The organism is Blastomonas sp. CCH1-A6, from assembly GCF_001556365.1.
Lineage (GTDB): Bacteria > Pseudomonadota > Alphaproteobacteria > Sphingomonadales > Sphingomonadaceae > Blastomonas > Blastomonas ursincola.
The window spans coordinates 1-18,518 of the sequence record NZ_LSIS01000466.1; the positions used below are offsets into that span (position 1 = coordinate 1).

Sequence of the window (18,518 nt, forward strand, 5' to 3'; positions counted from 1 at the left end):
CGCCGGCCCCGCCTCGCGGTTTTCGCGCGCGTCGTAATAGCGCAGGGGAATGTCGCCTTTCGGCCCAGGGCAGGTCAGGTCGCGGATGATGGCGAGCGGCGTGGGATCGGCATCGCCCATGAACCGCATCATGCGATAGGCTTCGCGCGCGTCGGCAGGGGCCATCTCGTTCATCGGCGGCGCGCCTGCCGCCGACATCATGGCCAGCATCATCGCCACATCCGGGCGGACAAAGGGCGCATCTGCATTCGTGGTTTCGCGCTCGATCTCTGCGGCTTCGGTCATTCTGGCAAATCCCTCTCGTTCTGGTTTAATCGAGAGGCTAATCGCTGATCGGCAGCCGGTCCACCGCCAAATCCGCCTGCTGCTGCATTGGTCGAAAATCAGCCCATTTGCCAGAATATGCGATTGGCATAGATGTCCTTGGTCGGCGTGCCGTCCTTTTCGAGCGAAGGCGCAAATCGGGCCCGTCGCTTGATCACTTCGCAGCTGTACGGCCCAATCGTGGGCGCCGTGGTCGATCGCAGTACGAGGCAATCAGTGTACAAGCCGATCTCGTTGGTCGCCAGGCGGAAATCGACGATGGCGGAAGCGCCGCGCGTCTGCATGGCGCTGGGATAATCTTCGGGTTGTGCCCAGCGGGCAGGACTGGTCACAGGCCGTGCCCGACTTTGCCGTTTTGCAATCTCGGCAGGGTTGTAGCCCCAGGATCGAACCAGATCGTCGGTGCAGGTCGTATGGCGGCCATCGGCGCGCCGATTGGCACGAGATCGAGCGTGAACGGATCCCGGCCTGACAGCTTGACATACAAGGCATTGATCGCCTTCTCGCTGGCGGGGGGAATATCGGGCAGCTCGGCCAACCCTGAATTCTGTCGGGCTCGATTGTCCAGCCGCATCAAGTCAGAAAAAGCCGCCGAAATCCAGGCGTTGTTGGGGGCAACGCTGCTATTGGTGACATAGGGAAGCGCGGCTTCCTCCATCGCCGGGCGAAACTCAAGCTGCGCCCATGTTCGCATTCACTCTGATAACCAAGATGCGCGCCGATCAGCGTGACGCGAAAGCCGTCCTGCGGCGCGACTCGGATAATTGCGCCTGTACCTCGGATTTGCCCTGATCAAATGTCGCCGAGAGGTCGCGGGCATTGGTGGCATGATCCATTTTCCACGGCCTGTTCTGCTGCAGAACGTTTCCATTGTTCCCCGTTGCGGCTGTACAGACGATCGCGATCAGCGGCAGCAGGATATGAAGCTGCACTGCCTTGATTGCATTCCTGCCTGTCATTTCGTCCTGTCGCGTCATGTTCCTTTCCTCGAAAATCTCACGGCAACGCATGGCAGCAGCTGTTTTCTGCAAATCTTTGAATATGATTGCCGCCCATTATTCATCCAAAGTGAACATGAATTGTGTTTGAAGCGCGATAATCCAGTGTTAGTTTATCTATGTGATGGATCTGCGATCTCGGGTAAAAGTATCGGTCAGTTGTCGTGCGTGACCGGATGATTGAGCGAGGAGCCGTTTTATGAATTGCGGAAAATTGCTTGCGGGCCTGGCATTGGGGGCATTGCTGGCCAGTCCGGTGGCGGCCCAAACCCGAGCGAGCGAAGACGAGACGATCGTTGTCACTGGTACGCGCATGACTCGCGGTGAGGCGTTCGAAATGGCGCGGCGCTATACACGCGCCGTTCTGGCCATTCCTCAGGCAGACCAGAATGCCCGCTGGGCGGATCCGCTGTGCATCGGCGCCATTGGACTTCGACCGGAAGTGGCCACGCCGTTGATCGATCGGATCGAAGCGACGGCTCGCAATGTGGGGGCCACGGTGGCCCGCGGCGAGTGCGCGCCTAACGTGCTGCTGCTGTTCGTTCTGGACAGCGATTCGGTCTATGCCGAAGTCGAACTGAAGCGTTCCGATCTGCTGCAGACTTCGACCAAGGAGCAGCGCCGGACTCTGTCGCAACCCGGCTTGCCGGTGCGATGGTTCTATGGACAAGTGATCGAGGGGCTTGGTGGGCGCGGGCTCACCCAGAACGCACCGGCTCTTGGGCAGAATCCGGCTGCGCTGCTGGATCTGCCCGTGATCAACGAGGGTGCACTCAGCCGTCTCAACAGTCCTGCCCAACTGAGCATCAAGGGCGTCACCGTTCTGGTCGATGTGCCGCGCGTGTCGAATGTCTCGTTCGATGCGCTCAGCGACTACCTCGCGTTCGGGATCCTGTCACGAACGCGCCTCGATGCATCGCCGGACGCCAGCAGCATCGTCTCCCTGTTTCAGGCGGATCCGCAGGACAGGCCGTCAGGAATGAGCGATCTCGATCGCGCAATGCTTAAGGCACTCTACAAGATCCCCGTCAACCGCAGCGCGGCCGTCCACCGCAACCAGATGGCGAGCGAAATGGTGAAGGAAATTGCTGCAATCCAGTAATTGTCCGCCACCGCTGCAAAGGGCCGGGGAGGGTTTACGTCCGCCCCGGCCTTTGTCCAATCAATCCTCGACCGGGCTCGACTGAAGCTGGATGTAATTGTGGATGCCCATGCGTTCGATCAGGTCGAACTGCGCCTCGATCGTGTCGACATGCTCTTCCTCGCTCTTGAGGATATAGGCGAGCAGGTCGCGCGTGCCGTAATCACGGACGCTCTCGCAATAGGCGATGCCTTCCTTGAGCAGCGGGATCGCCTCGTTCTCGAGCGCGAGGTCGGCCTTCAGGATTTCTTCCACCGTCTCACCGATCTTGAGGCGGCCGAGCAGCTGGAAATTGGGCAGGCCATCGAGGAACAGGATGCGGTCCGCCAGCTTGTCGGCGTGCTTCATCTCGTCGATCGATTCCTCATACTCGTATTTGGCGAGCTTGTTGATGCCCCAGTTGGCCAGCATCTTCGAATGCAGGAAATACTGGTTGATCGCCGTCAGCTCGTTCTTGAGCGCGTCGTTGAGAAATTCGATGACCTTGGGGTCGCCCTTCATGATGATGCTCCTGTAACCTGCTGGCTCGTCCCGGGCCATGCAGGTGCGATGATTTCAGGAGCGCACAATAGCGCCATTATTTACGGAAGGGAAGCCGCTGCAGCGCGGGAAATACTTGAATTTCAAACGGATTTTGGCGGGCTATTGCTAGGCGGTCGCAGTTTCCCGGCTGATAATGCTTTGCGCAAACGACAGGCACTGGCCGCATTTGGGACGCCGACCGAGCCGGGCGTAAACCTCTGCCGGGCGGGCTGCGCCATCGCGCAGAGCGTCCTTCAGATCCTGTTCCCGAATCGCATTGCAGATGCAAACAACCATGCGTCTCTCCTGTGGTCGCCGAGATAGCGATATTGAGAACGCATCGCAACAGTCTTTTTGCGATTCTATCGCAAACGCATCGGCTGGAGCTTGCGGCGCGCGAGCGAGCGCCACAGCCATTCGGCCGGGCCGAAGCGGTAGCGCTCCAGCCAGGGCTTGGACCAGGTCAGCATGATTCCCCAGGCGGCGAAGACGAACAGCATCGCCGTCGCGCGGTCGATCCGGCCGAAAAGGCCAAGACCCCAGCCATAGAAGATGAAGGTCATCACCACGCTGGTGCCGAGATAGTTGCTGAACGCCGCGCGCCCTGCAGCCGCGATACGGGCGATCAACGGACTGTCACGGTGCGTCACCACCAGCCAGAGCAGGCCTGCGGCCCATCCCACGGTCATCACGACGCGGAAAGGGAAGGAGAGGCTGAAGAAAGCGGCAAAGGTGATGACGGTATCATAGCCGCTGAGCATCACCCAGACGGCGAGCGCGATCATCGGCGGGATGCCGATGGCAAACGCGCGCAAGGCGATCTTCTTGTAGAGCTCGGGCAGCCAGAGACCCAGGATGAAGCCGCTCTTGAGCATCGCCATCCCGAGCAGCATCATGGCCAGCGTATCCATCGTGAAGATGAGGAGCGTGCTGACCAGCGAGTCCGGAAACAATTCGAGATGCTGGTGGAATATGGTCAGCCAGCCGCTGCGATAGATGTCCAGGCTCTCGGCGATCTGCTCGGTGCCGGGCTTGCCGAAGCTTGCCAGCATCTCTTGCGAGGCCTTGACCAGTTCGGCATCCGCACCCGGTGCGGCTGCCCGCATCGCCTGCGCCCAGCCGCCGCCAGCCATCACCAAGCTCAGCAGAAAATAGAGCACGTAGAGGATGATGGCCCAGCGCAGCAGCTGTTTCACGTCCTTGTTGACGAAGAACAGCGCGAGCGTGCCGCAAATCGCATAGGGCACCAGGATGTCGCCCCACCAGAGCAGGATGAAATGCGCGGTGCCGATCACGAACAGCCAGGCCATGCGGTTGAGGTGGACGCTGCGCGGGTTCTGCCCTGCAGCCTCGGCGCGCTGCATCACCAGCAGCATGCTCGCGCCGAACAGGACGCTGAACAGTCCGCGCATCTTGCCGTCGAATAGCACGAAATTGACCGCCCAGACCCCCGCATTGAGCGGATCGGTGCCACCCCAGGCTGCCGGGTTCACGTAGGCCGCGTCGGGCATCGAGAAGCCGACGATGTTGAGCAGCAGGATGCCCATCACCGCAAACCCGCGAATGGCATCGAGCGTTATGTGGCGATCGGATTGCGTCATGCTGTGCCCCCCTGGTGGTGGACCCTGTCGGTGCCCCCGGGTCCTGTTCTCGGGTGTATCATGCTGACAGCCCGCTGCAATGGCCGAACGGGTGGGGGGGCTGGCTGCGACGTCGGGCCGATTGGCGGTGGCGACCGAGGCAAACGGCCGGTGGACCAGCCGGTCCAATTGCGGCGCTCTCCGGAGACCGTCCGGTCGGGCGGCAAACCGGACGGTCCAGCCCGACCTGCCGAAATGGACGTTTCAAGGACCGATTCCGGTCTCGTGAAGGGGGTGTCGGGTGTCTGCAGAGCCCATTTTGGACCCGGAAAGCGGGCAAATGGACCGTCCGGTCGATGGACAAAAGGTTAATGGACCAGGCGGACCAGAAAATCCGGTTTGCGACCCGCTGTCGCCGGAACGCTCGGTCCAGCCAAACGCGTCAAGGATCTGGAAACCTAGGTTAACAGATGGAATGGCCGGGTTTATCTTTTGTTAACTCTTCGGCGGCCTGAAAATATGTACGTAAAAGCAGAGCCTTGCGCTCAATCCTTGGGTTTCGTTCTAGAGCCTCTATTGGATGTGTCCCTGATTGCCCATTCCGGCGGTCATGGACCGGTCGCCCCATTATTCTGATTTTAACCTGGGCTTACCGGTTCGTAACCACAGGTCGCCAACAGATTATCGAAAGGTTAACGCGGCAGGAGCAAAGGTTGACGGAATATGCACGCGTTTCGGGAGGTTTTGGGCGCTCGAACCGGGCCTTTGGACTGCTAAACGAGCGCCAAAACGGCCTCCGCTTGACAGCGGACGGGCCGCCGCTAGACTGGTCGGTCTATGCTGGCTTTTTTGCTCGATCCCGCCGCCCTTTCCGGCCCTGCCGACGGGGCATCCGACATGCATCCCACCCGTCAGCGGCTGATCAGCGTCGCGACCCGTCTTTTCCAGCAGCGCGGCTATCATGCGATCGGTCTCGCGGAGATCCTGGCGCTGTCGGAAACGCCCAAGGGTTCGCTCTACCATCATTTCCCGGGCGGAAAGCCCGAACTGGCCGAGGCCTGTGTTACCCGGATCGCGGAATCCTCGCTTGCCGCGATCGACCGGCTGTCGGGCAGCGGCCTTGATATGATTGGTTTTTTGCGTCGGCTGGCCGAGGTAACGGCAGCCTGGCTGCAGCGGACCGACTGGCTCGATGGCTCGCTGCTCGCGGTGATCGGTCAGGAACAGGGCGGGGCCAATGGCCCGCTCAGCGAGGCGGTGCGCATCGCCTACCAGCGGATCGAGATGCGGCTGGCGCGCTGGTTGATGGCCGAAGGCGTCGCGGTGGCGCGGGCGCGCGACATGGCCGCGACGATCATCGCTGCGCAGGAAGGGGCCTTGGTGCTCGCCCGCAGCCGCCACGATGCGGCGCCGGTCACACTGGTCACGGATATGCTCTGCACCATGGTCGATCGAGGATAGCCCGGTTTTCGGGGTTTTTTCGTGGATGGACCGATCGGTCTGGGCGGGATTCCCCTTGGTCTAGCGGGGTCGGCGTACCTCCGTAACGCGGCGATGTCAGGGAACGAAACAAAGCGTAAAGCCAGGCAGAAGGAGAGGCGATCATGACCATCGAGGCATTGCGTACCCCGGACGAGGCGTTCGCCGCCGTGCCGGACTTCGACTATCCCGTGCATTATGCCGATGATCTGCCCGGTTATGAGGGCCTGCGCGCCGCCTGGATCGACACCGGGCCTGCCGATGCCAACCGCGTTTTCCTCTGCTTGCATGGCGAACCGAGCTGGTCGTTCCTCTACCGCCGTATGATCCCGGTGTTTCTCGAAAGCGGGGCGAGGGTGGTCGCGCCGGACCTGTATGGCTTCGGCCGTTCGGACAAGCCGGTGAGGCAGCAGGATTACAGTTTCGACTTTCACCGCAACCATCTGTTGCGGCTGGTCGAGCGGCTGGACCTGCGGAACATTACGCTGGTGGTACAGGACTGGGGTGGGCTGCTCGGGCTGACGCTGCCGGCCGACGCCGGTTTCGCGGCGCGCCTTGCGCGGCTGATCGTGATGAACACGGGGATCGGCCAGGGGACAAGCCCCGGTCCGGGTTTCGATGCCTGGAAGAATTACGCGCTGTCGACGCCCGATCTGCCCGTCGGGCGGATCATCGCGCGCGGCACGCCGCATCTGACCGAGCAGGAGATCGCCGCCTATGACGCGCCCTATCCGGGGCCGGAATACAAGGCCGGGGCGCAGGTCTTTCCCGCGCTGGTACCCGTGTCGCCCGATATGCCCGGGGTCGAACATGGCAAAGCGGCGGCGCGCTTCTGGTCCGAGCGATGGTCGGGCGAGAGCTTCATGGCGGTCGGCGCCGCGGACCCGGTGCTGGGAGTGGAGCCGATGGCGCGGCTGCGCGCGATCATTCGCGGCTGCCCCGAACCGATGATCATTCCCGATGGCGGCCATTTCGTGCAGGAATGGGGGGAACAAATCGCCCGGGCCGCGCTTGCAGCTTTTGGCGACCTGCCGACCGCCTGATCAAGAGAGGATCATCGATGACCGAGACCATCACCCCCCGCCGGATGCGCGCCAGCGATTTCGACCCGCATATCCTCGAGATTTTCGACGGCTATGTGCACGGCAAGCTGAGCAAGCGCGAATTCATTCGCCAGGCCGGGCGCTATGCGGCAGCGGGCGTGACGGGTGCGATGATCCTGAGCCAGCTCAGCCCCGATTATGCACTGGCGCAGCAGGTATCGCCCGACGATCCGGCGATCCGCACCGAGCGTGTGGAGTACAAGAGCCCCGAAGGCCATGGCACGGTCAAGGGGCTGATGGCCTGGCCTGCGAAGGCCAAGGGTAAGCTGCCTGCGGTGCTTGTGGTGCACGAAAATCGTGGTCTCAACCCCTATATCGAGGATGTCGTGCGCCGCCTTGCCAAGGCGGGCTATCTGGCGCTTGGTCCCGACGGCTTGACGTCACTCGGCGGCTATCCCGGCACCGACGACCAGGGCCGCACGATGCAGGCCTCGCTCGATCCCGCCAAGCTGATGGAGGATTTCTTCGCCGGGTTCGAATATCTCCGCGATCACAAGCAGAGCTCGGGCAAGGTCGGCGTCACGGGTTTCTGTTATGGTGGCGGCGTCTGCCATGCGCTGGCCGTGGCCTATCCCGATCTCGCAGCGGCCGCGCCGTTCTACGGACGCCAGGCCAAGCCCGAGGAGGTGCCGGCGATCAAGGCACCGCTGCTGATCCACTTTGCCGAGAATGACGAGCGGGTGAATGCGACATGGCCCGAATGCGAGGCGGCGCTCAAGGCCAACGGCAAGACCTATGAGGCGCATTTCTATCCCGGCACCAGCCATGGCTTCCACAACGACACTACCCCGCGTTACGACGAGGCGGCGGCGAAGCTTGCCTGGGAGCGGACGCTCGCGCATTTCAGCAAATATCTGAAAGCCTGAGCCGGCGCGCCGGCGTGCGCTTGGACAATCTGTCGCATTGTGGCATCCTACCCCCTGTCATAGGCATGTGACAGGGACCGGCCAGTCTTTGGTCGGCTAGCCCCGCCACAGGTTCGGCGGCGGAGCGAGACGGGAGATCGCGCCGATGTTCGACGGTTTTGACGCGCTATTGCTCGCGCGGATCCAGTTCGCCTTCACGGTGAGCTTTCACTTCATCTTCCCGGCCTTCTCGATCGGGCTCGCGAGCTATCTCGCGGTGCTCGAGGGGCTGTGGCTGAAGACGAACGACAGCACCTATCTCGACCTGTTCAAATACTGGCGCAAGATCTTTGCGATCGCCTTTGCCATGGGCGTCGTCTCGGGCATCGTCATGTCCTACCAGTTCGGCACCAACTGGTCGGTATTCTCGGACAAGACCGGCCCGGTCATCGGCCCGCTGATGGCCTATGAAGTGCTCACCGCCTTCTTCCTCGAGGCCGGGTTCCTCGGCGTCATGCTGTTCGGCATGGACAAGGTGGGCCGCAAGCTGCATTTTACCGCGACGCTGATGGTCGCGGTTGGCACCTTCATCTCCGCCTTCTGGATATTGAGCGTCAACAGCTGGATGCAGACTCCGACGGGCTACGAAATCGCTTCCAATGGCCAGTTCGTGCCGGGTGACAGCTGGCTGGCGATCATCTTCAACCCCAGCTTCCCCTATCGGCTCGTCCATACGGTGATGGCGGCGTACCTGACCACCGCGTTCGTCGTCGGCGCGGTCGGGGCCTATCACCTGCTCAAGAACAAGGCCGATCATCGCGCGCGGCGGATGTTCTCGATGGCGATGTGGATGGCCGCTTTGGTCGCCCCCTTACAGATCTTCGCGGGCGACATGCACGGGCTCAACACGCTCGAGCATCAGCCGGCCAAGGTCATGGCAATGGAGGGCCATTATCAGAGCCATCCCGATGGCGCGCCGCTGATCCTGTTCGGCATCCCCAACAGTGCGGAACAGCGCGTTGATTATGCTATCGAAATTCCCAAGGCCTCGTCGCTGATCCTCAAGCATGACCTGAATGCGCCGCTCAATGGGCTCGATACCGTGCCCGAAGCCGAGCGGCCCCCGGTCGGCATGGTCTTCTGGTCGTTTCGCGTGATGGTCGGCATCGGCTTTGCGATGCTCGGCATCGGATTGTTCAGCCTGCTCGCGCGGGTGCGCGGAAGGCTTTATGACTGGCCGTGGCTGCACCGCGCCGCGATCGTCATGGGACCATCGGGCTTCGTCGCGGTCATCGCAGGATGGATCACGACCGAAGTCGGCCGTCAGCCCTATACCGTGTACGGCCTGCTCACCACGGCAGACAGCGTCTCGCCGCTCGCGGCCCCGGCGGTCGGGGCCTCGCTGGTCGCGTTCATCCTGACCTATTTCGTCATGTTCGGCGCCGGGACCGCCTATATCCTGAAGCTCATGAGCAAGCCCGCCACCGGGCATGAGGAAGCCGCAGCATCGGGCCCGCTGCGCAGCGCAGGCATCACGCCTGCAGCGGCCGACAGCACACAGCGCGGCCGCAGCGGCACGATGATGGAGGAGGGCGCATGACCATCGACCTCACCATCATCTGGGCGTTCATCATCGCCTTTGCCGTGTTCGCCTATGTGGTGATGGACGGGTTCGATCTCGGCATCGGCATCATCTTTCCGGCGCTGGGGCGCGGGGCGGAGCGCGACAAGGCGATGAACTCGGTCGCGCCCGTCTGGGATGGCAACGAGACCTGGCTGGTGCTGGGCGGGGGAGGGCTGCTCGCCGCCTTTCCGCTCGCCTATGCGATCATCCTGCCCGCGATCTATCCGCCGATCATCGCGATGCTGCTCGGCCTGGTGCTGCGCGGCGTGGCGTTCGAGGGCCGCTGGCGCGACCCCAATCACCAGCCTTTCTGGGATTTCGCCTTTACCGCCGGTTCGTTCGTAGCCGCCTTTGCGCAAGGGGTGACGCTGGGCGCGCTGCTCCAGGGGGTCGAGGTCGAGGGGCGCGCCTATGCGGGCGGCTGGCTCGACTGGCTGAGCGCCTATTCGGTGCTGACCGGCATCGGCACGGTAATCGGCTATGGCCTGCTTGGCTCGACCTGGCTGATCATGAAGACCGAGGGCCCGGTGCAGGACCATGCCTTTCGGATGAGCTGGAAGCTGTTCCCCGCGACCCTCATCGCACTCGGCGCGGTCAGCCTCTACACCCCGTTTCTCGAAGCGGAATATTTCGCGCGCTGGTTTACCTTCCCCAGCGTGCTGTTCTCGGCGCAGGTGCCGCTGCTCGTCGCGGTCATCGCTTTCCTGCTGTTCCGGTCGCTGCGGCTGCGGCACGACTACGCGCCGTTCCTGCTGACTTTGGGGCTGTTCCTGCTCGGTATGATCGGGCTGGGTATCAGCATGTTCCCCTATGTCGTGCCCGACGAGGTGACGATCTGGGACGCCGCGACACATCCGAGCAGCCAGGCGTTCATGCTGGTCGGCACCTTGTTCATCGTGCCGCTGATCATTGGCTATACCGCCTGGGCCTATTGGGTGTTCCGCGGCAAGGTGGGGGACGAGGGCTATCACTGATGCTGCCCGATACCGATGATCCCGACCGCGGCGATGCCCGCCCGCTCAGCCAGAAGCTCGGATGGATGGCTGCGCTTTGGCTGATCTCGGTCGGAGTGGTCGGGACGGTCGCCTATGCCATCCGGTGGTGGATTAACGCCTGACGCCTGGCCGCGCGCATGTTATGCTGCGGCATGACGGAACCGGCCGACCCTCCTGGCCCCGACGCTCCCAGCCCGCGCCTCGGCGACGATACGATGGCGGTGCGCGGCTTTCACCTGATCGAGCATCTGCTGTTAGTGCTGATCGCGCTGATGACCATGGCGGCGGCAGGGATCGAGGTCGGTGGCATCATCGCGGCGCGCACCATTTCGCTCGCCGATATCTTGCTGATGTTCCTCTATACCGAGGTAATCGGCATGATCGCGGTCTTCTATACCGGGCGCGGATCGCCCTTCGTCTATCCGATCTTCATCGCCATCACCGCGCTCGCGCGGCTGATCGTTCTCCAGGGCAAGGACATGTCGCCCGACAAGATCCTGTTCGAGGCCGGAGCCATTCTGCTGCTGGCCATTTCCGCGGTGGTCATCACCCGCGCCGGCAGGGCTTGACCCGCGCCGATCGGCTGGCATGAAGGCGGGACGCATCTCGCGACCGGGGCCCGCATTCATGACCACCCAGAAACACTATATCAGCGCGAATTCCCTGCTCGAGGACAGCTATCGGCTGGCGATGCAGGTGATCGAGAGCGGTTACCAGCCCACGCATATCGTCGGTATCTGGCGCGGTGGAGCCCCGGTGGGCATCGCGGTACAGGAACTGCTCGAATATCATGGCGTCGATGCCGACCATATCGCGATCCGAACCGCAAGCTATTACGGCATCGACCAGCAGAGCAAGGACGTGCGCGTTTACGCACTGGGCTATCTGATCGACACGCTGAGCCCCGAGGACCGGCTGCTGGTGGTCGATGACGTGTTCGACAGCGGCAAGTCGATCCAGGCTTTCATCCATGAACTTGCCGCCAAGTGCCGCTACAACATGCCGCACGACTGGCGGATCGCGACCGTCTATTACAAGCCCTCGCGCAACCAGACCGACATGACCCCCGATTATTACGTGCACGAGACCGAGCAATGGCTGGTTTTTCCGCATGAGATCGTGGGGCTGAGCGTGGACGAGATTCGTGCGCACAAGCCGGGGGCGGGGATCATCCTGGGCGAATAGAACGGCACACATCCAATCGTCATTCCCGCGAACGCGGGAATCCCGCTTCCTTGCTGGTGAGAAAAGCGGGACCCCCGCGTGCGCGGGGGTGACTAAAAGCGGTGACGGGAATTGCGTCCTCCGGCCGCCCTTGGCATAACCTCATCCCATGACACCCGATCAGCGCGACGCCTATATCGCTGGCCTCCCCAAGGCCGAACTCCACCTGCATATCGAAGGCTCGCTCGAGCCCGAGATGCTGTTCGATCTGGCGCAGCGCAACGGCGTCGCTATTCCCTTCGCAAGCGTCGAGGAGATTCGACAGGCCTATAATTTCAGTAACTTGCAGGATTTTCTGGACATCTATTATCAAGGGATGGGCGTGCTGCTCAAGCAGCAGGATTTCTACGACCTGACCTGGGCCTATCTCGAGCGCGCGCATGCCGACCATGTCCGCCATGTCGAGATCTTCTTCGACCCGCAGGGCCACACCGAGCGCGGCGTGCCGTTCGCTGACGTTATCACCGGCATTTCTGACGCTCTGGCCGATGGCGAGAAGCAATGGGGGATTAGCTCGCGCCTCATCCTATGCTTCCTGCGCCATCTCGACGAGGCGAGCGCTGAGGCGACGCTCGACGAGGCGATCCCCTATCTCGACAAGATCGCCGGGGTGGGGCTCGATTCCTCCGAAGTTGGCCATCCGCCGTCAAAATTCCGCAACGTCTTCGCCCGCGCGCGCTCGCTGGGACTCAAGGTCGTTGCACATGCCGGCGAGGAAGGCCCGCCCGAATATGTCCAAGAGGCGCTCGACATCCTGAATGTCGACCGGATCGACCATGGCAACCGGGCGCTGGAGGACGAGGCGCTGGTGAAGCGCATCGCGGGCGAGGGCATGACGCTTACCGTCTGCCCGCTGTCGAACTTGAAACTGTGCGTGATCGACGAGATCGCCCAGAGCCCGGTCAAGCGCATGCTGGACTCCGGCATCCGTGCGACTGTCAATTCGGACGATCCTGCCTATTTCGGCGGCTATGTGAACGCCAATTACCGCGCGATCGCCTCAGCGCTCGATCTCGACCGCGCCGAGCTGCGCACGCTCGCGGCGAACAGCTTCAGCGGGTCATTCCTCGACGAGGCGGCGAAAGCGCATCTGCTGGCCGAGATCGACCATTATGACGCGCATTTCGCCTGACCGTGCGCCTCAGCGCTCGCTGAGATAATAGCGCTCGACCTCGGCCAGATTGTCGTCGAGCTGATAGACAATCGGCTGGCCGGTCGGGATTTCAAGACCCGTGATCGCATCGTCGGCAATGCCCGACAGGTGCTTGACCAGCGCGCGCAGCGAATTGCCGTGCGCCGAGATGATCACGCGCTTGCCCGCCTTGAGCTCGGGCGCGATGCGGCTTTCCCAATAGGGCAGCACGCGTGCGATCGTATCCTTCAGGCTCTCGGTATTGGGGATGGCGATCCCGGCATAGCGGCGGTCCTTCGACAGGTCGAATTCCGATCCGGCGTCGAGCGGCGGCGGCGGAATGTCGAAGCTGCGGCGCCAGATATGCACCTGCTCGTCGCCGTGCTTGGCGGCAGTCTCGGCCTTGTCGAGCCCGGTCAGCCCGCCATAATGGCGCTCGTTCAGCCGCCAGTCCTTCTCGACCGGCAGCCACAGCCGCTGCATCTCTTCCAGCGCCAGGTTGAGCGTCTTGATCGCGCGGGTCTGCAGCGAGGTGAAGGCGATGTCGAAATCGAGGCCCTTGTCGCGCATCAGCCGCCCGGCGGCGCGCGCTTCCTCCGCGCCCTTTTCGGTCACGTCGACATCCCACCAGCCGGTGAAGCGGTTTTCCAGATTCCATTGCGACTGGCCGTGACGGATAAGGACAAGCTGCGGCATTTCGGGCGTCTCCTGTTGCGATTGCGTGCGCGTTTAGCGCAGGCGCTGCCCCGCGCAACCCCCGTTCTCTATCGTCATTCCCGCGAACGCGGTAATCCCGCTTTGGCAAAGCAGCCGTGCAGCAAGCGGGACCCCCGCCTTCGCGGGGGTGACGAGCAACTTTGTCTGCTGGGGCCGTCAGATCCGCTCGAAACGGACCTTAAGGCCATCGCGCGGCTGCGGGATCGGCCAGGCCTGCCATTCGGGAGCATAGCCGGGCTCGGTGACGATGCGGTGCTGGCTGAGCACGTGGTGCAGCAGCACCTTGATCTGCATATAGGCAAAGTGCAGCCCCAGGCACATATGCGCGCCGCCGCCGAACGGCACCCAGGCATATTTGTGCCGGTTGCGCGTCGCTTCTGCCGTGAAGCGCATCGGATCGAACCGGTGCGGTTCGGGCCAGTGCTCTTCCTGCTTGTGGGTAAAGGCCGCGCTGATGCTGACCGGGGTTCCGGCCGGGATGCGATAACCGCCGAATTCGAAATCGCGAAGCGCCCGGCGCGGGGTCGAGGGCACTGGCGGGATCATCCGCAGCGCTTCCTTGAACGCCATTTCGGTGAGCTCGAGATTGGGCAGCGAATCATAGGGCATCGGCGTGCCCGCAGGCGCGTGTTCGAGCAGCTCGGCACGGATGCGATCCTGCCATTCGGGGTGGCGCGCGAGCAACCAGATCAGCGAGCTGGCCGATGAGGTGATGGTGTCGTGCGCCGCCATCATCAGAAAGTTCATGTGATCGACCACCTCATCGGTGGTGAGCAGGCTGCCATCGTCGCGGGTGGCGCGGCAGAACTGGCTGAACATGTCCGGACCCTGCTGCTCGCGGCGCTTCTGCACCTCGGGGGTGAAATAATCGACCAGGAACTTCCGGCCCGCTACGCCGCGCCCCATCTTGGTGAAGGGCAGGGGACGGCGCACGACGCCGATCGACGCCTGGACCATATCGACAAAGGCCTTGTTGATCCGGTCCGCCTCGGGCCCCCAGGGAATGCCGAGGAAAGAGGTCGCCGCAAGATCGAGCGTCAACTTCTTGATTTCACTGTAGAACAGAATGTCGCGGTTTGCCCATTCGGCAACGCGCGCGGCAATGCCCTCGTTCAGCTTTTCCGAATAGTGCCGCATCGGGCCGGGCTTGAACGCGATCGACAATGCGCGGCGATCGGCGCGGTGATGGTCGAAATCCATCAGCATCAGTCCACGCGGGAACAGCAGGTTCAGCACCGGTCCCCAGCCCTGTTCGGACGAGAACAGCTTATCGCGATCGAACAGCACCAGCTCATTGGCATCGGCGCCGAACAGTGCGACCTGGCGTCGGCCGAAGGCATTGGTGCGATAAACCGGACCATATTTCTCGCGCATTTCGTTGCCGAATCTCTCGGGGTCGGCCAGCATCTTGAAGGTGACGCCGACGATCGGCAGGCCGTCCTCGCCCGGAATATGGTCGAGCGATCCGGGGCCCGGCATCCGCGTCCAGTGCGGATTGCCGCTGTCACGCTGGATGGTGTGGTCGGGAAACATCTCGCGCGGCGGAGCGATCACGGTGGCCATGGGGGAATCCTCTGCTCTGGTTTAATCGATCCATTAAATACCAACTGACACCTATGTTAGCAAGCGATCCGTCGCATCCGAAATGCCATTCATCGTTAATTCAACTCGCGGTTTGTATGAACGGAAAATCGGAGCCCCGCTCCGGCGGCCCGCCGCGCCTGGCTTGCGGCTTAGGGGATGATGCGTTGAACCCTGTTTCCTACTTGCAGAAAACCCGTGCCCGCGCGGCGCGGATGATTGCGCTGGCGCTCGGAGCGGCCTCGCTTTCGGGCTGTGTCTATGGGCTGGACGGCTATGATGGCTATGGCGGCGTATCGGTGGGCGTCGGCAGCGGCTATGCTGGCGGCTTCAATCCCTATTGCGACGGCTTCTCCGCCTGGGACAGCTGGTATGGCTGCGACTATGGCTATGGCTTCGGCCAGATCGGCTTTGGCGGGGGATATTGGGACAATTTCTATTATCCCGGCTATGGCACCTGGATCTACGATCGCCCCGGCGGCCGCCGCTTCGCCATGCAGGACAGGCATCGCCGCTACTGGGGGCAGCAGCGCTGGCAATATTACCAGCAGCGCCGGGCCGATCGGCGCGAGTTCCGCGATGATCGGCGCGGTGAAGGGTGGGATGACCGGCGCGATTGGCGGCGCGACCGCCGCGAGACGCTTGACGACCGCCGCGACTGGCGGCGCGAACGGCAGGCCGACAATCCCGAATTCCCCCGCACGCGGCGCGGCGAGCGCGAACGGATGGGCGGGCTGACCCCCGAAGACCGCCAGCGGCGCCTGGAGCGCTGGCAGCAGCGCCAGCAGGATCAGCTGGGGCAGCCCCAGGGCGCGGGGCGCGACTGGCGGGGGCGTGGTGACCGCCAGGGCAGGGGCAATTGGCAGGGCAGGGGCGAAGGTCGCGCGCGGCCCGAGATGCGCCAGCCGCAACCGGGCGCTCAGCCGCGCTTCACTCCGCCAGCGCGCGCCGAACGTCCGCCCCGGGCAGAGCGGCCGCAGCGTCAGGAACGCCCGCCCCAGATCATCGAACGCTCTCGCCCGCGGGGTCCCGGCGGAGTGTCCGATAGCGGCGGGGTTCGACCCCAGGACGTGCGCGAGGATTGATCGTTTTCGCAGGGGCGGGTGACAGCTGGGCTTGTGACCCGCCCCGAAAGCCCTATTCTTGAGGGCATGACGCTTTTCTCGCTTCTCGATCAGTCGGTGCGCTTTGCCGACGTCCCTGCCAGCGATGCCCTGAAGGCGACGCTCGAGGCGGCGCGGCTGGCCGACCGGCTGGGCTATCACCGCCTGTGGGTGTCCGAACATCATGCCAGCCGCTTTCTGTGCGGCAGCGCGCCCGAAATCCTGATCGCGGCGATGGGCGCGCATACCCGGCGCATCCGCTTGGGATCGGGCGGCGTCATGCTGCCGCATTACAGTGCCTATAAGGTCGCCGAACAGTTTGCGGTGCTGAGCAATCTCTATCCTGGCCGGATCGATCTCGGCGTCGGCCGCGCGCCGGGCGGCGAGATGCGCGTTGCCGCAGCCCTGTCCGCCCCGCACCCTCCATCCTTTCGCGAGTTTCCGAGCCAAGTCGCTGATCTGGTTGGCTATATGCACGGGAGCCTGACCGAACCAACGTTGAGTCCCGAGCCGGCGGGCGATGTCCCGGTCTGGATTCTCGGCACCAGCCCGGACAGCGCGATGCTGGCGGGTGCCCTAGGCCTGCCCTATGCGCTGGCGCTGTTCATCAACCCGCAGGCCAGCCCTGAGCTTACCGATCTGTATCGGCGCAATTTCCGGCCCAGCGCGCAGTTGGCAGAGCCCTATGTGATGCTTGCGACCACCGCCTTTGCCTGCGACGATGCCGAGCGCGCCGAGTTGCTGCGCAAGAACTATTTTCTCAATATCGCGCGCCTTCTCGGCGGCGGGACGCAGCCGGCAGTATCGCCCGAGGAAAGCCGCGACATGGGCTTTACCGAGCGCGAGGCGATGATCATCGGTGCGCAGGCGCGGATCGCCGCATTCGGTACGCCCGATGCGGTGCGGAGCAAGGTGCTGGCGTTGGCCCAGGCCTTTGGCGCAGATGAGGTCATGATCTCGTGCAACGCCTACCACCAGCAAGACCGGCTGCGCGCGATCGAACTGTTCGCGCAGAGCATGGCGCTGGTCGAAGCGGCCTGAACCCATGCCGCCAGTCTTTCCCGATTTCTGTGCCCAAGCTACGTTGCCCTTCAGCGATGGCGAAGCGCTGGTGATCGACAAGCCCGCCGGCCTGCCGGTCAGTCGCCCGAGAAAGGGCGGGCGCAGCCTTGAGGATTTCCTTCCCGCGCTGCGGTTCGGGTTTCAGCGCGAACCGCAACCTGTGCACCGGCTCGACCAGGACACCTCGGGCTGTCTGTTGCTGGCGCGGCATGCCAAGGCGCTGAAGCGCTTTGGTGCCGCGTTCGAGAGCGGGCTGGTGAGCAAACTCTATTGGGGGGTGATCGCAGGGGCACTGACGCAGGAGCACGGAACGATCGAGCTTGCCCTGACCAAGACAAGCAGCGCTATGGATGGATGGCGGATCGTCCCTTCTCCCCAAGGCAAGCGCGCCGTGACGCACTGGCGGCAAGTGGCGGTGGTGGGTGGAAAGACCCTGGTCGAATTCCGGCCCGAGACAGGCCGTACCCATCAGATCCGTGTGCATGCACTGCATGGGCTGGGTCATGCGCTCGTCGGAGATCCGGTCTATGGTCGCGCCGATCCCGCCGGCTTGATGCTCCACGCGGCCCACCTGACGGTTCCGCGCGATGGCAAGCCGCCGATTGTCGCGCACGCTCCCCTGCCGGACCGTTTTCGCAAGCTGGGTTTTGCCGAACCGGCGAATGCTGATGGCTGATATCAATATTCCGGATCATGCCATTGTTTCGGAGCGATTTATCACCGCTTCCGGACCTGGCGGTCAGAATGTCAACAAGGTGGCGACGGCGGTGCAGTTGCACGTCAACATCTTCGCGCTTGGCCTGCCGCCGCTGGTGTACAGCCGGTTGCGCGCGCTGGCGGGCAGCCGGATCAACCAGGATGGCGAACTCGTCATCCAGGCGCGCAGTCACAGGACGCAGGAGGCGAACCGCCGCGAGGCGCGCGAACGGCTTGCCGCCTTGCTCGCCGAAGCGCATGACCTCCCCGCCGTTCGCGCCAAGTCACGCCTCAACCGGGTCGGCAAGACCGAGCGGTTGGCAGGCAAGAAGAACCGCTCCACCATCAAGAAGAACCGGGGCAGGGTTTCCTTCGATTGAATCTCACAAACT

General features: G+C 63.2%; 22 protein-coding genes and 1 pseudogene. 14 read left to right on the forward strand and 9 right to left on the reverse strand.

Annotation, left to right across the window (positions count from 1 at the left end; translation table 11 throughout):
* From AX735_RS20770 to AX735_RS20785, 4 genes and pseudogenes are all read right to left on the reverse strand, one after another.
* Positions 1–285: pseudogene (locus AX735_RS20770) on the reverse strand (lipase); the annotation flags it as partial.
* Between the two features lie 98 nt (positions 286–383).
* A complete protein-coding gene (locus AX735_RS20775; protein ID WP_066284368.1) occupies positions 384–656 on the reverse strand; it encodes a hypothetical protein in 273 nt (90 codons plus the stop codon).
* A complete protein-coding gene (locus tag AX735_RS20780) occupies positions 653–1,018 on the reverse strand; it encodes a hypothetical protein (protein ID WP_137775496.1) in 366 nt (121 codons plus the stop codon). The genes AX735_RS20775 and AX735_RS20780 overlap by 4 nt, the downstream gene beginning before the upstream one ends.
* A 28-nt stretch (positions 1,019–1,046) precedes the next feature.
* The gene (locus tag AX735_RS20785) at positions 1,047–1,301 is read right to left on the reverse strand and encodes a hypothetical protein (protein WP_137775497.1); all 255 of its coding nucleotides are present in this window, start codon (positions 1,299–1,301) and stop codon (positions 1,047–1,049) included.
* A gap of 220 nt (positions 1,302–1,521) precedes the next feature.
* On the opposite strand from AX735_RS20785, the gene AX735_RS20790 reads away from it, so the two are divergent.
* Entirely contained in the window at positions 1,522–2,424 is a 903-nt protein-coding gene (locus tag AX735_RS20790) for a hypothetical protein (RefSeq protein WP_137775498.1), read from the forward strand.
* A 60-nt stretch (positions 2,425–2,484) separates the two neighbouring features.
* Here the strand turns inward: AX735_RS20790 and bfr are convergent, their stop codons facing one another.
* From bfr to AX735_RS20800, 3 genes are all read right to left on the reverse strand, one after another.
* Positions 2,485–2,964: a bacterioferritin gene (gene bfr, locus AX735_RS20795; protein ID WP_066284375.1), complete on the reverse strand. Its 480-nt coding sequence runs from the start codon at positions 2,962–2,964 to the stop codon at positions 2,485–2,487.
* 147 nt (positions 2,965–3,111) lie between these two features.
* Positions 3,112–3,282, reverse strand: a complete 171-nt coding sequence (locus AX735_RS24675) for a (2Fe-2S)-binding protein (protein ID WP_066271165.1) — start codon at positions 3,280–3,282, stop codon at positions 3,112–3,114.
* A 65-nt stretch (positions 3,283–3,347) separates the two neighbouring features.
* A complete protein-coding gene (locus tag AX735_RS20800; protein WP_066284377.1) occupies positions 3,348–4,586 on the reverse strand; it encodes a DUF418 domain-containing protein in 1,239 nt (412 codons plus the stop codon).
* 816 nt (positions 4,587–5,402) lie between these two features.
* On the opposite strand from AX735_RS20800, the gene AX735_RS20805 reads away from it, so the two are divergent.
* The 9 genes from AX735_RS20805 to AX735_RS20840 all read left to right on the forward strand — a co-directional run bounded on the left by AX735_RS20805 (position 5,403) and on the right by AX735_RS20840 (position 12,967).
* A complete protein-coding gene (locus AX735_RS20805; RefSeq protein WP_066284378.1) occupies positions 5,403–6,026 on the forward strand; it encodes a TetR/AcrR family transcriptional regulator in 624 nt (207 codons plus the stop codon).
* Between the two features lie 143 nt (positions 6,027–6,169).
* Entirely contained in the window at positions 6,170–7,087 is a 918-nt protein-coding gene (locus AX735_RS20810) for a haloalkane dehalogenase (protein WP_066284380.1), read from the forward strand.
* A 17-nt stretch (positions 7,088–7,104) separates the two neighbouring features.
* On the forward strand, positions 7,105–8,013 hold the full coding sequence (yghX, locus tag AX735_RS20815; protein ID WP_066284382.1) for a YghX family hydrolase: 909 nt from the start codon (positions 7,105–7,107) through the stop codon (positions 8,011–8,013).
* A 145-nt stretch (positions 8,014–8,158) separates the two neighbouring features.
* Positions 8,159–9,592 carry a cytochrome ubiquinol oxidase subunit I gene (locus tag AX735_RS20820; RefSeq protein ID WP_066284384.1) on the forward strand — a complete coding sequence of 478 codons (1,434 nt, stop codon included), beginning with the start codon at positions 8,159–8,161 and terminating at the stop codon, positions 9,590–9,592.
* Complete coding sequence (cydB, locus tag AX735_RS20825; protein WP_066284385.1) at positions 9,589–10,590, forward strand: cytochrome d ubiquinol oxidase subunit II; 1,002 nt, start codon at positions 9,589–9,591, stop codon at positions 10,588–10,590. Before AX735_RS20820 ends, cydB begins: the two co-directional genes overlap by 4 nt.
* Positions 10,590–10,733 carry a DUF2474 domain-containing protein gene (locus AX735_RS25380; RefSeq protein WP_137775499.1) on the forward strand — a complete coding sequence of 48 codons (144 nt, stop codon included), beginning with the start codon at positions 10,590–10,592 and terminating at the stop codon, positions 10,731–10,733. The genes cydB and AX735_RS25380 overlap by 1 nt, the downstream gene beginning before the upstream one ends.
* 30 nt (positions 10,734–10,763) lie before the next feature.
* Positions 10,764–11,180 (forward strand): phosphate-starvation-inducible PsiE family protein, encoded by a 417-nt coding sequence (locus AX735_RS20830; RefSeq protein WP_082751235.1) that lies wholly within the window; start codon positions 10,764–10,766, stop codon positions 11,178–11,180.
* Positions 11,181–11,238: 58 nt separating this feature from the next.
* A complete protein-coding gene (locus tag AX735_RS20835) occupies positions 11,239–11,796 on the forward strand; it encodes a phosphoribosyltransferase (RefSeq protein ID WP_066284434.1) in 558 nt (185 codons plus the stop codon).
* A 148-nt stretch (positions 11,797–11,944) separates the two neighbouring features.
* Positions 11,945–12,967, forward strand: a complete 1,023-nt coding sequence (locus tag AX735_RS20840; protein WP_066284389.1) for an adenosine deaminase — start codon at positions 11,945–11,947, stop codon at positions 12,965–12,967.
* Positions 12,968–12,976: 9 nt separating this feature from the next.
* Here AX735_RS20840 and gpmA read toward each other — a convergent pair whose 3' ends face one another.
* Positions 12,977–13,663: a 2,3-diphosphoglycerate-dependent phosphoglycerate mutase gene (gene gpmA / locus AX735_RS20845; protein ID WP_066284392.1), complete on the reverse strand. Its 687-nt coding sequence runs from the start codon at positions 13,661–13,663 to the stop codon at positions 12,977–12,979.
* A gap of 177 nt (positions 13,664–13,840) precedes the next feature.
* Positions 13,841–15,247 carry a cytochrome P450 gene (locus AX735_RS20850; RefSeq protein WP_066284394.1) on the reverse strand — a complete coding sequence of 469 codons (1,407 nt, stop codon included), beginning with the start codon at positions 15,245–15,247 and terminating at the stop codon, positions 13,841–13,843.
* A 185-nt stretch (positions 15,248–15,432) separates the two neighbouring features.
* Here AX735_RS20850 and AX735_RS25385 point away from each other — a divergent pair, with 185 nt between their 5' ends.
* The 4 genes from AX735_RS25385 to arfB all read left to right on the forward strand — a co-directional run bounded on the left by AX735_RS25385 (position 15,433) and on the right by arfB (position 18,506).
* On the forward strand, positions 15,433–16,350 hold the full coding sequence (locus AX735_RS25385) for a hypothetical protein (protein ID WP_178084022.1): 918 nt from the start codon (positions 15,433–15,435) through the stop codon (positions 16,348–16,350).
* A gap of 66 nt (positions 16,351–16,416) precedes the next feature.
* A complete protein-coding gene (locus AX735_RS20860) occupies positions 16,417–17,409 on the forward strand; it encodes an LLM class flavin-dependent oxidoreductase (protein ID WP_066284397.1) in 993 nt (330 codons plus the stop codon).
* A gap of 4 nt (positions 17,410–17,413) precedes the next feature.
* Positions 17,414–18,106, forward strand: a complete 693-nt coding sequence (locus AX735_RS20865) for an RluA family pseudouridine synthase (protein WP_066284399.1) — start codon at positions 17,414–17,416, stop codon at positions 18,104–18,106.
* Positions 18,099–18,506 carry an alternative ribosome rescue aminoacyl-tRNA hydrolase ArfB gene (gene arfB / locus AX735_RS20870; protein WP_060978855.1) on the forward strand — a complete coding sequence of 136 codons (408 nt, stop codon included), beginning with the start codon at positions 18,099–18,101 and terminating at the stop codon, positions 18,504–18,506. Before AX735_RS20865 ends, arfB begins: the two co-directional genes overlap by 8 nt.
* The last annotated feature ends 12 nt before the right edge of the window (positions 18,507–18,518 follow it).

Excerpts from the sequence above, each read along its gene's own strand:
- arfB (WP_060978855.1), top strand. The coding sequence starts at position 18,099 with ATGGCTGATATCAATATTCCGGATCATGCCATTGTTTCGGAGCGATTT.
- yghX (WP_066284382.1), top strand. The coding sequence starts at position 7,105 with ATGACCGAGACCATCACCCCCCGCCGGATGCGCGCCAGCGATTTCGAC.
- AX735_RS20785 (WP_137775497.1), bottom strand. The coding sequence starts at position 1,301 with ATGACGCGACAGGACGAAATGACAGGCAGGAATGCAATCAAGGCAGTG.
- AX735_RS20800 (WP_066284377.1), bottom strand. The coding sequence starts at position 4,586 with ATGACGCAATCCGATCGCCACATAACGCTCGATGCCATTCGCGGGTTT.
- AX735_RS20830 (WP_082751235.1), top strand. The coding sequence starts at position 10,764 with ATGACGGAACCGGCCGACCCTCCTGGCCCCGACGCTCCCAGCCCGCGC.
- AX735_RS20840 (WP_066284389.1), top strand. The coding sequence starts at position 11,945 with ATGACACCCGATCAGCGCGACGCCTATATCGCTGGCCTCCCCAAGGCC.
- AX735_RS20810 (WP_066284380.1), top strand. The coding sequence starts at position 6,170 with ATGACCATCGAGGCATTGCGTACCCCGGACGAGGCGTTCGCCGCCGTG.
- bfr (WP_066284375.1), bottom strand. The coding sequence starts at position 2,964 with ATGAAGGGCGACCCCAAGGTCATCGAATTTCTCAACGACGCGCTCAAG.
- gpmA (WP_066284392.1), bottom strand. The coding sequence starts at position 13,663 with ATGCCGCAGCTTGTCCTTATCCGTCACGGCCAGTCGCAATGGAATCTG.
- AX735_RS24675 (WP_066271165.1), bottom strand. The coding sequence starts at position 3,282 with ATGGTTGTTTGCATCTGCAATGCGATTCGGGAACAGGATCTGAAGGAC.
- AX735_RS20835 (WP_066284434.1), top strand. The coding sequence starts at position 11,239 with ATGACCACCCAGAAACACTATATCAGCGCGAATTCCCTGCTCGAGGAC.
- AX735_RS20820 (WP_066284384.1), top strand. The coding sequence starts at position 8,159 with ATGTTCGACGGTTTTGACGCGCTATTGCTCGCGCGGATCCAGTTCGCC.
- AX735_RS20790 (WP_137775498.1), top strand. The coding sequence starts at position 1,522 with ATGAATTGCGGAAAATTGCTTGCGGGCCTGGCATTGGGGGCATTGCTG.
- AX735_RS20805 (WP_066284378.1), top strand. The coding sequence starts at position 5,403 with ATGCTGGCTTTTTTGCTCGATCCCGCCGCCCTTTCCGGCCCTGCCGAC.
- AX735_RS20780 (WP_137775496.1), bottom strand. The coding sequence starts at position 1,018 with ATGCGAACATGGGCGCAGCTTGAGTTTCGCCCGGCGATGGAGGAAGCC.
- AX735_RS25380 (WP_137775499.1), top strand. The coding sequence starts at position 10,590 with ATGCTGCCCGATACCGATGATCCCGACCGCGGCGATGCCCGCCCGCTC.
- AX735_RS20865 (WP_066284399.1), top strand. The coding sequence starts at position 17,414 with ATGCCGCCAGTCTTTCCCGATTTCTGTGCCCAAGCTACGTTGCCCTTC.
- AX735_RS20860 (WP_066284397.1), top strand. The coding sequence starts at position 16,417 with ATGACGCTTTTCTCGCTTCTCGATCAGTCGGTGCGCTTTGCCGACGTC.
- cydB (WP_066284385.1), top strand. The coding sequence starts at position 9,589 with ATGACCATCGACCTCACCATCATCTGGGCGTTCATCATCGCCTTTGCC.
- AX735_RS20850 (WP_066284394.1), bottom strand. The coding sequence starts at position 15,247 with ATGGCCACCGTGATCGCTCCGCCGCGCGAGATGTTTCCCGACCACACC.